The organism is Thalassospira sp. A40-3 (genome assembly GCF_015871485.1).
In the GTDB taxonomy this organism is placed as follows: domain Bacteria; phylum Pseudomonadota; class Alphaproteobacteria; order Rhodospirillales; family Thalassospiraceae; genus Thalassospira; species Thalassospira tepidiphila.
In genome coordinates, this window is sequence record NZ_CP065428.1 from 3077518 (window position 1) to 3092200 (window position 14683).

Genomic DNA, 14683 nt, shown 5'->3' on the forward strand with positions numbered 1-14683 from the left:
ACAGGTCTGAACGACTGTTAAGTCAGTCGACAAAAACAATTCTCGGCAAGGCCGGGTGCTCCGTGCCCCGGCCTTGACCGCGATAAGAAGACCCGGGAGACCTTCTATGGAAGCGCTACTGAAATTTAGTGACATCATCGATGCCATCGTGACCCGCGTGGGAAAGTGGGCAAGCCTGCTTGCGATACCATTGATGATTGTCATCCTGTACGACGTGATCCAACGTAAATTCGGCGGTCAGGGATCCATCAAGCTCCAGGAGCTTGAATGGCACCTGCATACCGGCCTGTTTATGCTGTGCTTTGGTTTCGCCTATATTCGCGATGCACATGTTCGTATCGAACTTATTCGCGACAACCTTCGCCCCCGCACCCGCGCGATTGTCGAGATGATCGGCGGCATCATTTGCGTACTGCCATTCTGTGCTTTGGTGCTGTATTTCGGGTTTGATTTTGTTGCCCGTTCCTTTGAAAGCCACGAAGTTTCGGCTTCAACCACGGGTCTGACCCATCGCTGGATCATCAAATCAACCATTCCCATCGGCTTTGGCCTTCTCGCCATGGCGGGGCTTTCGATCTTCCTGAAATGCTTCGTCTATGTCTTTGGCCCGACCAACCTGCATAAGCGCGCAGGCTATTACGTCGGGACCCACCATCTTGAAGACCTTGGCAAAGCCAAGATCGAAGACTGAGCGGAACGGGGATAATTCCAAATGGATAACTTCTATATCGAAGACTGGTTTCCGCTGTTCATGTTTGCCTCGCTCGGCATTCTTGTCTTCACGGGACTTCCGGTTGCTTTCGTCATTTCCGGCATCGGGATCGCCTTTGGCTTTCTGGGCATGGCCTATGACGTTTTCTCGTTTATTGAATTTTTCAATATCGTTTCACGTATCTGGGGCGGCATCTCCGAAAACATGGTGATGGTTGCCGTGCCGATGTTCATTTACATGGGCACGATGCTTGAAAAAAGTGGTGTTGCAGAAGACCTTCTGGAATGCCTCAACATGCTGCTGCGTAAAGTGCCGGGCGGTCTTGCCCTCTCGGTAACTCTGATGGGCACCATCATGGCGGCAACCACCGGTATTATTGGCGCATCGGTTGTGATGATGACCCTGCTTGCCCTGCCGGTGATGATGCGTCGGAATTATGATCCGTCACTGGCCACCGGAACCATTGCGGCATCCGGGACGCTCGGCATTCTGATCCCGCCATCGATCATGCTGGTTCTGATGTCCGACCTTTTGTCGGTATCGGTTGGCAACCTGTTCCTGGCAGCGATCATTCCGGGTCTGCTCCTTGCAAGCTTGTACACGGTTTATATCTTTGTACGCTGTCAGCTGAACCCGTCGCTTGCCCCGCCGCTTCCAGAAGGCGAAGCAGTACACGGCAAAGACCTTGTCATGATGATGCTGCGCAGCTTCCTGCCACCGGTCTTCCTGATTGTTCTGGTTCTGGGTTCGATCTTTGCCGGTTTTGCCACCCCGACCGAGGCCGCAGGCGTTGGCGCGGTTGGTGCAACCTTCCTGGCACTGGTCAAAGGGCGCCTGAAATGGCCGGTTCTTAAGGATGTCTGCGAACGGTCTGCACTGACCGGCGCAATGCTGTTCTTCCTGTTTGCCGGCGCGACGGTGTTTTCCTATGTCTTCCGTTCGCTAGGTGGCGATGATCTGGTAATTGACCTTGTCGAAGGTGCCGGTCTTGGTCCGTGGGGCATCTTGCTTCTGCTGATGCTGATCGTCTTTATCCTTGGCTTCTTCTTTGACTGGGTCGAGATCACCCTGATTGTGCTGCCGATCTTTGCACCGGTCATTGCCCAGCTTGATTTTGGGCATCACCTTGATATCGGGGGCCTTGAAGCCACCGAGGCACAGGTTCTGACCTGGTTTGCGGTCCTTGTGGCGGTGAACCTGCAAACAAGCTTCTTAACGCCACCGTTTGGGTTTGCCCTATTCTATCTCAAGGGTGTGGCGCCGAAATCCATCACCATCCAGCAGATCTACAAAGGCATCATTCCCTTCGTACTTCTGCAGGTTCTGGGTCTTATCCTCGTGATGTACTTCCCGGAACTGGCACTTTGGATGCCCAACACGCTGCTTGAATAGTGTGGCGTTTGGATAAGAACTGACAAAGGGCGCTGTCGGCATGGCAGCGCCCTTTTTGTTTGGGCAACGAAGGCCCAAAAGAAAACCGCCCGGATTACACATCGGGCGGTTTTGACTTCAAGATCATCGTGCTGACAGGCGAGATCAGTGATGCAACGCCCGTTCGCCCGGAAGCTGCAACATACGGCCCATCAGATAATCTACGTCATCTGAATCGAACTCGACCCCAAGATCACCATACTGGGTCAGGACCCGTTCGATCATCCGGCGTGAATAACGTTCCTTGTCATGTTCTTCACCGTCAAAGGAAGTCTCGCGGGCAACTTCGATCGCCGCACGAACACCCGGGAAGAAATGCTCTGGCATGCAGGCCTTGTTATAGATCGCTTCAAGGCCAAACGGACCACTGTCATGAATAAGAATACGGGTATTGATCAACGAGACACCCGCACGTTTCGCCAAGGCGGCCTCGAAGAAGGATACATCGCCCATGCAAAGTGCGCGCAGGATCAAACCGCTTGTCAGACGCTTGTTGTTATAAAGATGTTCGACAAGCAGTTCGACATCGCGTTCTTCGACACCATCACCAAGAAGCCCGATGGTCGCGCTTTCCTGCGACTGGGTCATGACTGCGTTAACGATCCCTTCCGGGATGTGACCGCGTGAAATCAGTTGCGAACGCATCCGTTCGGACACCAGTGTCACCATGCGTTCGGCAATCGTGATCGGCAGATGATTGCGTTCGATCATCGGTTTCTGGATGCGTTCATTGTCGCCGAAATCATCAACGACCTTTTGCAGGGAAACCTCGCTGATTTCGGCACCCTGGTTTGACATCAGGTCGACCATCACGTCTTCATGGCCGATATCGACCAGCGTTGCCGAAACGACTTCGGAAACATATGACCGTGAGGCGATCGCACGCTGCTTTTCGACACTGTCGGCATTATCACCGATGATGTCGACAAGGTCGTCGTCATTAAGAACTTCGGAAAACTCAAGAACCGGAAGCGCAACTTCGTCCACATCACGGGCCAGCGTCGCGGCAACGTCGTGGGGCACCAAAGGCGTCTGGGCAAGGTTTTTGGCAAGCGCCTTGCGCACGCGGACTTCCGCGTCACGGATCATCAGACGGAAAATATCTTCGGCCAGAACACGTTCGCTGTCAGTCAGGGTCTCGGTCGTGAATTCACGACTGATCTTGTCGGCCGTGTCCGCGCGATTTTCCCCTGACGGGTCCTGAACCAGCTTGCTCAGATCTTCTTTGGTGATACGTGGCAATAGATATCTCCTGGCACGCTTCTCATATGGCTGCCAAATTTCTGCGCAACATTATACTTCTGGCAGGAATTCGACAAACATATTTTCCTTAGTTGGGGCACAAGGTCCTGATTTTCAACCATCCTGTTGATCAATTGTCGAACCGGGACATTCCCCGTCCCTGATGGATTTCATCAAACCTTCTGCCACAATGGCAAAAACACACTATTTCAGTCGTAGGCCTTACACCAGCAATCAGAAGCATCTGAAATCTGGCAAATTTCGACAGCTCAGTGCAAAAATTGACTAAACTCAAATTTTTCACCATCACACTATGATAGATCTGGTTACCAGTTTTTGAAGATCAAGCGATCTTGTACTTGTTCGACGCATAACAATATCCCGCGTTGACCTTGCGTTTACCCACAGATGCGCCAGAAAGTGGTGCATTATCCCGATCACCGGGAACATCGAACTAAGAGAGAGGCTCAATAATGACGTTTTCGCGCAAACTGGTTCTCGTTGCCAGCTCCATCGCCTTCCTGTCTGCCGCCCCTGCGATTGCTGGTGATGCGGAGAAAGGTGAAAAACTTTTCAAGCGCTGCGCTGCTTGCCACAGCCTTGATGCTGGTGTGAACAAGGTCGGCCCAAGTCTTGCTGGCGCTTTCGGTCGTGAATGCGGCACGGTTGAAGGCTTCAAATACGGCAAGGGTTATCTTGCAGCCTGCGAAAAAGGGTTTGTTGCTGACGAAGCGTTCCTGACCGATTACCTCAAGGATCCGTCCGCGAAACTGAGCGAAATCGCAGGTTCCAAGGAACGCTCCAAAATGGCGTTCAAACTCAACAAAGATGAAGATGTTGCCGACATCATCGAGTTCCTGAAAGCTCAGTAACACTTTTACGATCTCGGAATATGAAATGGCCGGAGCAAAATGCCCCGGCCATTTTTGTTATTTGCACTCTGTTTGAAATCTCTGGCGATGCGTCCTTGGTATTTCAGATGCCAGTTGCGCAGGCACGCTATGCCGCCTCGCGCCGACGCAGAAGTTCTTCGCCGACCGAACGCATCTGCTCCACCGTTGCGACATCCAGGGTCGCAGTGACTTCAACATCACGATCTTCATAGACGTCACGGTCCGGGTGTTTTTGCGCCCAGTCGGCCACCGCCTGATCGCGTTCGCGGATCAGTTGTTCAATCTGCGGCCGGAAAAGCACCATCATGCCCGACACCCAGCGATTGACCGGCCAGGACGGCTGGGCATGGTCGATGACAAAACCATCAAGCATGCCGATGACGTCTTCGGCGTCATACCAGACTTCGCCGGTGACCCAACGGTTGGTGGTAAACAATCGCTGGCAAAAGCCGAACTCATCCATCGAAAACGCGATCAAATGCGAAAGCGCATCGTTCGGCCCCTCGGGATAGGTGAAGCCGTCGATCTGTTTGGGTTTGCAACCATCGGGCATGCCGCGCGGGCGCATGAATGTATGGAAATGTCCGTGCTCATCCCAATCACGGCGCTCTTCCTTGGGATGGGCGTGATAATAGAACTGTGCATGTGACTGGCGATCATAGACATCGCCTTCGGGGTAATGGTTCCATTCATAGAACGTCCCCGACCCCTTGATCAGTTCACCAACGATGTTATCGCCCGTCGCTGTCAAAACGCGATGACATTCCATAACATCGCGTCCCGCGGCCAACATCTTTTCAAGCTGATCTGTCGGGATAGACGCCAAATCGAGTTTGTCTTCAGTCATTTCTTTACCAACATCGTTGCGATCCACCCGCTATTCCTTTTGCACAGAATAAGGCGGTTTGCGACCGATCACGCCAATAAACCCCTTTCAACAGTTAGTGATTTGATGGCGGTTTGCAACAATCGTCTCGGGCGATCAGTGATCGCGCATCACCCGGAAACCAATCAGGATGTGCTTGAGATATTCCGGGCGGGCGTGACGGGCGGCCGGGCGACAAACCCCGCACCCGCGATCATCCCATGATCCGCCCTTAACGGTGCGATAGCCTGGCTGGGAAGACGAAGACGTCCATTCAAACACCTGCCCGACACCATCAAGCACACCATATGGCCCGGCCTCGAACTGGCCGACCGGCATGGTATCAAACGGCCCGCTATCGGCACTGTTCAGGCGGCTTGCATCGAAAATATTTCCCCAAGGATAGAACGTGCCATCCGGGCCGCGCGTCGCCTTTTCCCAATAAAGCTCATCGGGCAAGCGCCAGCTTTCACCCGTCTTTTCGCTGAGCCAACGAGTATAGGCGTTGGCATCCTGCCAAGACACCAGAACGACCGGATGATTGCCACGCCCGCGCGGGGGACGACCATCGTTCCAAAGGAACGGCACGATGGTGTCATAGTTATAAATCAGCCCCTGACGTTCCCAGTCTTCCTGGCTGATCGTCGGTGCGGGATGGCCGGTTTCTTCGACAAAAACCGCATACTGGTCGTTGGTTACCGGTGTTTTGCCGATATCATAGCCCAAAAGATGGACGCGCCATTTATCGGCTTCGAGATCATACCAACGGTTACGGCGGCTGATATCGTGGCCATAAACCTGCTCGTCAATCTGATAGGCATATTGCCGTTCGACTGAATCGGATCCCTGCCAGAACCAGCCAGACGGAATGTCGACCGTCTCGGGGATTCCATTACCTGCCGCCTCTGCGTTTCCCGCAAGACCAACAACGCACGCAACAGCGCAGAACTTCCAGATTTCTGCGATACGATCCCCGACTATCATACAAACTTCCGTCCTGATGGGCGGTGCGGCTCACGCTTTATTCAAACGAAACCCCAACTTATGCCCCCTTTATAACTGACCCCAAGATGCTGAACTTTTGCCGCACTTTCAATCGGTTTGACAGTTTTTAACCGGTATTTGTGACATGCATTTTCTCTAATGGGCTTCTAATCAATTGTAGGCAAACACCTTTTTGAACACGACGGTCTCACACAACAGTGAAACCATGTGACGCCGCTTCGGTGAAGAATTGGATCATAGTGCGCTTACCGATGGGCGATGGAACGCCCCGGATTGAACTTACCGGATCTTCAGAGAGGCACGACATGACCAAGAAATCCATGACTTTCGCACAAAAGGCACTCATCCCGGCGATGGCAATCGGCACCAGCCTTGCCATGGCAACACCAATGGCGATGGCCGCCCCGCTTCCGGCACCGACCGCCGAAGTGGCAAGCTGCGCACCGTGCAGCCCATGTGCAGCAAATCCTTGTGCCGCAAACCCGTGTGCTGCCAACCCGTGTGCTGCCAAAAAAGTGGTTAACCCCTGCAGCCCGTGTGCGGCAAACCCGTGCGCAGCTAATCCATGTGCTGCGAAAAACCCGTGTGCGGCCAATCCGTGTGCGGCTAACCCTTGCGCCGCGAAGTAAATACCTGATCCGTCCCAACGGCAACGGGGGCGATGCAGTTGCATCGCCCCCGTTTTCTATTCAAGCAGGAAGGCCGTCCAATCCTATTCGCGAACGACCATCACCGAGCAATCTGCATGGCGCACAACGCGCGCAGCATTCGGCCCCAGAAGGTAATCCTTCAGTTCCGGGCGATGGGATCCGATCACGATCAGGTCGCAATTGGTTTTCTTCGCGATCTGAAGGATGACCTCATAAACCGTTCCCTGGCCCACGATGTGCTGCACCTTGATGTCTGACGGAATATGTTCAGCCACAAATTTGTGCAGGCGTTCGTTATAGGCTTCAAGAACCTTGGTTTCGTAGCCTTTCGGGAAGAATTGACCAACCATCGACATTCCAACCGTGGGTACCACGGTCAGAACATGAAGGCGCGCGCCAAAGCTTTGCGCCTGCTTGATTGCAACCGGTACGGCCTTCTTCCAGGAAGACTCATGATCAAGATCTACTGTGACCAGAATATCCTTGTACATGTTCAATCTCCCAGTCAGGCCGTACCAAGCGCGTCTTCACTGCGCTTGCGTCGGCGTTGAAGAACAATAATCCCACCCAGCAACAGGAAGGCCGGGATAAAGAAGACTTCCTTGGCCGGACGATCAGCCTCGACCTTTACCGCGGTGATTTCAAAATCGAAATCAAGACCGGCTTTCTCGGCCGGACCAGCAAAGACCAGATCGTCGATATAGATACGACCATCTTCATTCCGAATACCGATACCGGCGTGATAAAGGCGATCTTCCCCCGCACCTGCCGGCCCAAGCGGCAGCATCACGGATTTGGAAACCTCATCCCCTTCAATGCTGATGCCTTCGACATCCAGAAGGATGTTGGATTCAGGCGGCATGTTGGCGGCATCTTCGACAATGGTTGTCGCCGGCAGGTTTTCATAAGGCGGCGCAATCATGTCGAGCCAGAAACCCGGCCGGAACAAGGTGAACGCGATCAACAGCAGTGCCGCACTTTCCCACAGCTTGGACCGGGCAAAGAAATAACCCTGCGTCGCTGCGGCAAAGACCAGCATGGCGATTGTCGAAACAATGATCACCATCACCACATCCAGCGGATGATCCAGACCGATCATCAGAAGTTGCGTGTTGAACAGGAAAAGGAACGGCAGGACGGCTGTGCGCATCGAGTAGAAGAACGCAACCAGCCCCGTCTTCATCGGATCAGCCCCCGATACGGCGGCTGCGGCAAAGGATGCCAAACCGACCGGCGGGGTCACATCGGCCATGATACCGAAATAGAAGACGAACAGGTGAACCGCGATTAAAGGTACGATCAGTCCGTTTGCCGCGCCAAGTTCGACAATCACCGGTGCCATCAGGCTGGAAACCACGATGTAGTTTGCCGTGGTAGGCAGCCCCATGCCAAGAATCAGGCTGATCACGGCGGTGAAGATCAGGATCAGCATCAAATTGCCGCCCGAAATCAGTTCGACGAATTCAACCATCACCTGACCGATACCGGTCAGTGACACCGTACCAACGATGATACCGGCGGCGGCCGTTGCCACACCGATACCGATCATGTTGCGGGCACCGGTGGCAAAACCGTCAATCACGTCGATCAAGCCAAGTTTCAGGTCGTTGGAAACATTACGGCTTTTGCGGAAGATGCCCTTGGCCGCATGCTGGGTCAGCATGATGAAGATCATCAGAACCGTCGCCCAGAAGGCGGACAAGCCCGGTGATTTCAATTCAATCATCAGGAACCAGACCAGAACCACAACCGGCAGCAGATAATGCAAGCCAGCCTTGGCGGTTTCACCCAAAGCCGGCAACTCGACCACCGGCTGGTTGGGATCATCCATTTCAAGATCGGGATATCTTGCCGCGTAATAAAGCCCTGCCAGATAAATCGCAGCACACTCGAGTGCGACAATCCAACCAACGGCATCACCAAATAGCTGCTTCTGGAAGACAATGGCGTAGTAAACCAGCCCCGAAAGCACCACCAGCGACAGCACGAATAAAAGCGACCTGATCAGAGTCTGACCAAGGGTCGAGGTCACCCGTTTCGGCAGGCCCTTCATGTTCGCCTTAAGTGCCTCAAGGTGAACAATGTAGATCAGCGCGATATAGGAAATCGTGGCTGGCAGGAAGGCATGCTTGATGACTTCCGGGTACGGAATGCCGACATATTCCACCATCAGGAAGGCCGCAGCCCCCATCACAGGCGGCATGATCTGACCATTGACCGAGGATGCGACTTCCACCGCACCGGCCTTCTCGCCCGAGAAACCAACGCGCTTCATCAGCGGAATGGTAAAGGTACCGGTCGTCACAACGTTGGCAATCGAGGACCCGGAAATCAGGCCGGTCATCGCCGATGACAAAACAGCGGCCTTTGCCGGGCCACCGCGCATGTGACCAAGGGCGGCAAAGGCAACCTTGATGAAATAGTTGCCTGCACCCGCCTTATCGAGAAGCGATCCAAACAGGACAAACAGAAACACAAAGCTGGTTGATACGCCAAGCGCGATACCAAACACGCCTTCGGTCGTGATCCACTGATGCGACATCGCCTTGGAGAAGCTTGCACCACTCCATTGCAGAACGTCGGGCACCCACGGTGCATTGCCAAAGAAGACATATGCCAGGAACACCATCGCAACGATCATCAAGGGCGGGCCAAGTGCGCGACGGGTTGCCTCAAGCAACATGACAAGACCAACGCCAGCCGCAACAAGGTCGCCCGTGGTCGGAAGCCCGGGACGATCCGAGATTTCACGATAGAAAATGTAAATGTAGGCCGCGCAAAACGCGCCAACCGCCGCCAGCACCCAATCCATGATCGGGATATAACTGCGCGGCGAATTCTTGAAGGCCGGATAGGCCATAAAGGCCAGGAAAATTGCAAAAGCGAGATGGATCGACCGTGCCTCGGTCGAGTTCAAAACGCCGAAATTAAAGATAAATGGCAATGGCGAGGCCAGCCAAAGCTGGAACAGTGACCATGCGACCGCAAGCCACAGTAATATTTTCGCCGTCAAACCACTCGGCTGACGGGCCCCTGTATCATTTTCCGCAATCAGGTCCTGCAGCCCCTGATCGACGGACACATTTTCCGTATTCTTGTCGTCAGTCATCACAAACTCCCGGTCACTACGAAAGCCATTTGAACTGGGGGTCCAGAAACAAAAAGCCTCCGTCGACACACACCCGGTCCCCTACGGAGTACTCCAACACCTAAATGGCGGTGTTCATTTTATTCAATTTTTGTGAGCAAACCCGTCGGGCGCAAAAGAAAAACGGAGGGCGACAAACGCCCTCCGTCCCAAGCCTGATTACATCAGGCCAGCTTCTTTGTAGTACTGAGCTGCGCCGTCATGCAGCGGAGCCGACAGGCCGTCCTTGATCATTTCTTCTTTTTTCAGGACTTCAAATGCCGGATGCAGCTTTTTGAAGTCGTCGAAGTTTTCAAAGACTGCTTTGACAACGTTGTAGACGATGTCGGCATCGGTGTTGGTCGAGGACACAAAGGTCGCACCGACACCAAAGGTCACAACGTCATCCGGGTTACCACGATACATGCCGCCCGGGATGGTGGCTGCACGGTAGTAAGGGTTGTCAGCGATCAGCTTTTCAATTTCAGGGCCAGCAACTTCAACCAGAACCGAATCACAGGCAGTGGTTGCTTCCTGGATCGAGCCGGACGGGTGACCAACGGTGTAGATCATCGCGTCGATCTTGTTGTCGCAAAGCGCCTGGGACTGCTCAGCCGGCTTCAGTTCGGATGCCAGCGAGAAGTCATCAAGGGTCCAGCCTTTGGCAGCAAGAACGATGTCCATGGTGCCGCGCTGACCGGAACCCGGGTTACCGATGTTCACGCGCTTGCCTTTGAGGTCGTCAAAGGTCTTGATGCCGGCATCTGCACGGGCAACAACGGTGAACGGCTCCGGATGGACGGAGAATACAGCGCGCAGGTCTTCGAACGGACCCTGGTCTTCGAATTTCGAAGTCCCGTTATAGGCATGGTACTGCCAGTCAGACTGGGCAACACCCATGTCCAGCTCGCCGGTACGAATGGTGTTGATGTTGTAGACCGAACCACCCGTGGATTCGACCGAGCAACGAATGCCGTGCTCTTTGCGATCCTTGTTGACCAGACGGCAGATCGCGCCACCGGTCGGATAGTACACACCAGTCACACCACCGGTACCGATGGTGATGAAACGGTTTTCCTGTGCCGAGGCCTGACCGGCAAACAGCGAGGCGCCAGCAATCGCAGCGACTGCACCCGCTACAGCGATAAGTTTTTTCATTAGGATTCGCTCCCTTTTTACACCCTATTATCAGGCATTCAAATGTTCGACATCGAACAACTGAATCAAACGGAAACATCAGAAAAATCAGATGTTTCGACGATGGGGATTATAGTGTCCGACTTGGCGGAATAAAACCCTATAACCCCGAAACCTCCTGACGAAATTCAGTATTTGTGCGTATTGTCCGGTTCTTTTTGCCCCTCCTACCACATGGGTTGCATAATCTGGCGGGCCTGTTCACCTGTCGCGATCTTCCGCCCCATCAGGATCGAACCATCATGTGCCTGGGCAATAAGATCAGCATTGTTCGAAGCAGGCGATCCGTCAACCCTAAGGTGATTATTTTCAAATCCGATACGCGCATGACCACCCAGTCCAGCGCCCGTCAGAATGCAGGCGTTTTCATAAGGCCCAAACGCACACAACATCCATTCCGAGACATATGAACTGGCCCCGATAAACGGCAAAAGTTCAAAGGGTTGCGACACCTGCCCTTCGGTGTAGCGCCCCAGCACGAACAAGACCGGGAATTTGTCGCCGGGCAGAACGCCGATTTCAACAAGCTGGTTAAAGCGCGAAATATCTTCGGGGGCATACAGGATCAGTTGCGGTGCGATTTTGGCTTCGCGCATGAACTCGAAAAACGATTTGACCGCATTGAGGTCAGCATCAACGGGTGCAATTTCACGCACAGCGATTGATACCGCCTCTGGCCGCAGGTTTCTGATCATTTCCATCTGCTGCTGGGCTGTGTAGATGCCAACCGCCTCGGTCGTGACCTGCAACAGCATATCGTCACCAACCGATGATCTGACCTCGGTCAGCATTTCGCGATAACGACCAACATCCAGACTGTGTTTTTGATCCTCATCGCGGACATGCAGATGCATCATCGATGCACCGGCGGCCTTGCATTCCAAAGCCGTCCTTGCGACTTCGGCCGGCGTGATCGGAATGTTTGGCAAATCGGCCTTTGTCTTGCGCGCACCATTTGGGGCCGAGGCAATCAGAAACGGTTTGTCACCATATCCCATCACACCATTCCCTCGGCCTTAAAGACATCATCAAGCGCAGCTGCAAACAGATCGACAATCTTGGCGACATCGTTTTCATCAATGATGAAGGCCGGGGCAAACAACACATGGTCACCGCGAACGCCATCAATCGTGCCGCCCATCGGATAGGCCATCAGACCGCGTGCAAAGGCCGCCTTCTTGATCTTGGCATTGATTTTAAGGGTAGGATCAAACGGGTCCTTGGTTTCACGGTCCGCGACAAGCTCCACCCCGCGAAACAGGCCGCGTCCACGGATATCACCAACAAACGGATGCTGGCCGAGTTTTGCCTCAAGTGCCGCGACAAGGTTTTCCCCCTGTTTGACGACATTGGTCAGAAGGTTGCGTTCCTTGATGGCGCGTTGGGTCGCAAGCGCAGCCGCACATGCTGTTGCATGCCCCTGATACGTGTGACCGTGCTGGAAGAAACCCGATCCATTGGCAATGGCATCGTTGATTTTCTTTGACACAAGCACGGCACCAATCGGCTGGTAACCTGCCCCAAGTCCCTTGGCGATGGTTTGTAGATCGCCAGAAATGCCTTCCTGCTTAATCGCATGCAGGGTGCCGGTGCGTCCCATGCCGCACATGACCTCATCAAGGATCAGCAACACACCATACTGATCACAAATTTCGCGAACGCGCTTGAAGTAGCCCGGCACCGGTGCCAGTGCCCCTGCCGTTGCCCCGACAACCGGTTCGGCCACGAATGCCGCCACGCTTTCCGCCCCAAGTTCAAGGATCGCGGTTTCCAGTTCATTGGCAACACGCAGGCCATAGGCCTCTGGCGTTTCATCGTCACGCTGATCGCGATACTGATAAACAGGTGCGATGTGACTTGCGGTGATCAAAAGTGGCTCAAACTGTTTGCGCCGCCACATATTGCCTCCAACCGACAACGCGCCAAGTGTATTGCCGTGATAGGATTGGCGACGGGCAATGACGTATTTACGGTCCGGCTGCCCGATTTCGAGAAAATACTGGCGCGCCATTTTAAGCGCGGCCTCAGTGGCCTCCGACCCGCCAGAAACAAAATAGACTTTGTCGATGCCTTCGGGCGCCGATGCGACCAGTTCATCGGCCAGTTCTTCCATCGCATCGGATGAAAAGAACCCGGAATGGGCATAGGCAATCTGATCAATCTGCGCATGCATGGCAGCACGGACATCCGGGTCAGAATGACCAAGGCATGACACAGCCGCCCCACCGCAAGCATCAAGATAACTCTTTCCGTTCTGGTCAAAAATATAGATCCCCTCGCCCCTGACGGCGCGCGGCGGAATGGATGTGCTCGTGCGGTGCAGAACACGGGTTCCGGCATTCGGGACCGGGGCAGAGGATTGGGCAGAGTTTGACGCGTTGGTCATGATCGGGCGTTCCGTGAAGTGACTAGTCTTCGAGATATGTATCAAAGACAGCGAGTTGTTCTTCTGCAGCGGCAATCCGTTGCAGGGCCTTGGGGCCACCCCGCGCAACCAGCAGGGCAACAAGGGCCTGCATCACGGAAAGGGCGGCGGTAAAACTTTGGAAGAAGGACTGCGAGGTGTCGCGCACCACAAGTTTGCAATGCGCATCCATCGCAATCGGTGAAACATCAGAGTCTGTCACTGCGATGACCGGGCAGTGTTGGGAGCGGGCAAACTCAACCGCACGCACCGTATCGCGGATATAGGGTTTTGCCCCGACAGCAATCATGATGTCACGTCGCCCGATACCGCGCAGTTCATCGCCAAAAGTACCGGAATGGCCATCGACCAGGACGCCATTGTCGCAAAACAGCCGGTAGGCATAGGCAAACTGGAAGGCAGCCGGGTATGCCGCACCCCGCCCGACGATGAAGACCTGCCGGGCGTTTTCAATCGCCTCGCAGGTGGCAATCATGCGTGACACAAGATCCGGCGCGTAAGCGTCGCTGATATTGTCGATTTCGGTGCGGCAAATGCTTTCAAGAAGATGCTGGTCCCGGTCGACATCATTGTCGGTCTTTTGCGTTTCGCGCGCGCGCCGGGCGTAGCTTGCGGGCTGATCAAGCAACCGGCTTTGATAATGATCCCGGAAGTCCTGCCAGGTTTCGACGCCAATCGCAGTCATCAACCGGGTGACCGTACTTGGCGGCACATTTGCCGCACGGGCCAGTGCCCGCATGGAACGCAAGGCGACATCATTTGGATGATCCAGGATATAGCGCGCAGCCTTTTGCATTTGCGGACTAAGCTTTGCGTAATCCGAAATAAGCTTTTCACGCAGATCAGTTTGCAAACCCATCACCCGAATATCCATGCCCTGTCAGGAAGACCAAGATTACGCCACAGGCTGCCGCCACACACAACAGATGTTTCAAAAAATAAAACGTACGAAACATATGTTTCGCATCTCTGTTTCATCTTTGGGACCGGGACATTAGGTGTGACGCCTAAAAAACATGGACTTATTAGAAAAAACTGTAAAAATAACTGGACTCACAAATGAAACCTTTGCGTTTCATACGGAAAATTCAAATGCGCCCTTTGATGGAAACCGGGGCGCCGAATCGGTCGATGTC

At 54.0% G+C, this 14683-nt stretch carries 13 protein-coding genes; 3 read left to right on the forward strand and 10 right to left on the reverse strand.

What is annotated here, in order from left to right; translation table 11 throughout:
• Positions 1 to 106 precede the first annotated feature (106 nt).
• Both IT893_RS14240 and IT893_RS14245 read left to right on the forward strand, forming a co-directional pair.
• Positions 107 to 691: a TRAP transporter small permease subunit gene (locus tag IT893_RS14240; RefSeq protein WP_197145563.1), complete on the forward strand. Its 585-nt coding sequence runs from the start codon at positions 107 to 109 to the stop codon at positions 689 to 691.
• 21 nt (positions 692 to 712) lie between these two features.
• Positions 713 to 2104: a TRAP transporter large permease subunit gene (locus tag IT893_RS14245; protein WP_064779556.1), complete on the forward strand. Its 1392-nt coding sequence runs from the start codon at positions 713 to 715 to the stop codon at positions 2102 to 2104.
• 144 nt (positions 2105 to 2248) lie between these two features.
• On the opposite strand, the gene IT893_RS14250 is transcribed toward IT893_RS14245, so the two are convergent.
• Complete coding sequence (locus tag IT893_RS14250) at positions 2249 to 3385, reverse strand: DUF2336 domain-containing protein (RefSeq protein ID WP_197145564.1); 1137 nt, start codon at positions 3383 to 3385, stop codon at positions 2249 to 2251.
• A gap of 473 nt (positions 3386 to 3858) precedes the next feature.
• Here IT893_RS14250 and IT893_RS14255 point away from each other — a divergent pair, with 473 nt between their 5' ends.
• Complete coding sequence (locus IT893_RS14255) at positions 3859 to 4257, forward strand: c-type cytochrome (protein ID WP_120224526.1); 399 nt, start codon at positions 3859 to 3861, stop codon at positions 4255 to 4257.
• Positions 4258 to 4384: 127 nt separating this feature from the next.
• Here IT893_RS14255 and IT893_RS14260 read toward each other — a convergent pair whose 3' ends face one another.
• From IT893_RS14260 to IT893_RS14300, 9 genes are all read right to left on the reverse strand, one after another.
• Entirely contained in the window at positions 4385 to 5125 is a 741-nt protein-coding gene (locus IT893_RS14260) for a hypothetical protein (protein WP_197145565.1), read from the reverse strand.
• Positions 5126 to 5260: 135 nt separating this feature from the next.
• Complete coding sequence (locus tag IT893_RS14265; RefSeq protein WP_197145566.1) at positions 5261 to 6127, reverse strand: SUMF1/EgtB/PvdO family nonheme iron enzyme; 867 nt, start codon at positions 6125 to 6127, stop codon at positions 5261 to 5263.
• A gap of 208 nt (positions 6128 to 6335) precedes the next feature.
• On the reverse strand, positions 6336 to 6821 hold the full coding sequence (locus tag IT893_RS14270) for a hypothetical protein (RefSeq protein ID WP_197145567.1): 486 nt from the start codon (positions 6819 to 6821) through the stop codon (positions 6336 to 6338).
• A 39-nt stretch (positions 6822 to 6860) separates the two neighbouring features.
• Positions 6861 to 7289, reverse strand: coding sequence for a universal stress protein (locus IT893_RS14275; protein ID WP_120224523.1), 429 nt, complete (start codon positions 7287 to 7289; stop codon positions 6861 to 6863).
• Between the two features lie 14 nt (positions 7290 to 7303).
• The gene (locus IT893_RS14280; RefSeq protein WP_008889650.1) at positions 7304 to 9907 is read right to left on the reverse strand and encodes a TRAP transporter permease; all 2604 of its coding nucleotides are present in this window, start codon (positions 9905 to 9907) and stop codon (positions 7304 to 7306) included.
• 198 nt (positions 9908 to 10105) lie between these two features.
• Positions 10106 to 11083 carry a TAXI family TRAP transporter solute-binding subunit gene (locus tag IT893_RS14285; protein WP_008889649.1) on the reverse strand — a complete coding sequence of 326 codons (978 nt, stop codon included), beginning with the start codon at positions 11081 to 11083 and terminating at the stop codon, positions 10106 to 10108.
• Positions 11084 to 11289: 206 nt separating this feature from the next.
• Complete coding sequence (locus IT893_RS14290; protein ID WP_197145568.1) at positions 11290 to 12120, reverse strand: 3-keto-5-aminohexanoate cleavage protein; 831 nt, start codon at positions 12118 to 12120, stop codon at positions 11290 to 11292.
• Complete coding sequence (locus IT893_RS14295; RefSeq protein ID WP_197145569.1) at positions 12120 to 13508, reverse strand: aspartate aminotransferase family protein; 1389 nt, start codon at positions 13506 to 13508, stop codon at positions 12120 to 12122. The genes IT893_RS14290 and IT893_RS14295 overlap by 1 nt, the downstream gene beginning before the upstream one ends.
• Positions 13509 to 13530: 22 nt before the next feature.
• On the reverse strand, positions 13531 to 14406 hold the full coding sequence (locus IT893_RS14300; protein ID WP_064779979.1) for a MurR/RpiR family transcriptional regulator: 876 nt from the start codon (positions 14404 to 14406) through the stop codon (positions 13531 to 13533).
• Positions 14407 to 14683 lie beyond the last annotated feature (277 nt).

Bases quoted from the DNA above. Each gene is read 5' to 3' on its own strand.
- IT893_RS14240 (WP_197145563.1), top strand. From the start codon at position 107: ATGGAAGCGCTACTGAAATTTAGTGACATCATCGATGCCATCGTGACC.
- IT893_RS14245 (WP_064779556.1), top strand. From the start codon at position 713: ATGGATAACTTCTATATCGAAGACTGGTTTCCGCTGTTCATGTTTGCC.
- IT893_RS14255 (WP_120224526.1), top strand. From the start codon at position 3,859: ATGACGTTTTCGCGCAAACTGGTTCTCGTTGCCAGCTCCATCGCCTTC.
- IT893_RS14260 (WP_197145565.1), bottom strand. From the start codon at position 5,125: ATGACTGAAGACAAACTCGATTTGGCGTCTATCCCGACAGATCAGCTT.
- IT893_RS14265 (WP_197145566.1), bottom strand. From the start codon at position 6,127: ATGATAGTCGGGGATCGTATCGCAGAAATCTGGAAGTTCTGCGCTGTT.
- IT893_RS14270 (WP_197145567.1), bottom strand. From the start codon at position 6,821: ATGCAACTGCATCGCCCCCGTTGCCGTTGGGACGGATCAGGTATTTAC.
- IT893_RS14275 (WP_120224523.1), bottom strand. From the start codon at position 7,289: ATGTACAAGGATATTCTGGTCACAGTAGATCTTGATCATGAGTCTTCC.
- IT893_RS14280 (WP_008889650.1), bottom strand. From the start codon at position 9,907: ATGACTGACGACAAGAATACGGAAAATGTGTCCGTCGATCAGGGGCTG.
- IT893_RS14285 (WP_008889649.1), bottom strand. From the start codon at position 11,083: ATGAAAAAACTTATCGCTGTAGCGGGTGCAGTCGCTGCGATTGCTGGC.
- IT893_RS14290 (WP_197145568.1), bottom strand. From the start codon at position 12,120: ATGGGATATGGTGACAAACCGTTTCTGATTGCCTCGGCCCCAAATGGT.
- IT893_RS14295 (WP_197145569.1), bottom strand. From the start codon at position 13,508: ATGACCAACGCGTCAAACTCTGCCCAATCCTCTGCCCCGGTCCCGAAT.
- IT893_RS14300 (WP_064779979.1), bottom strand. From the start codon at position 14,406: ATGGGTTTGCAAACTGATCTGCGTGAAAAGCTTATTTCGGATTACGCA.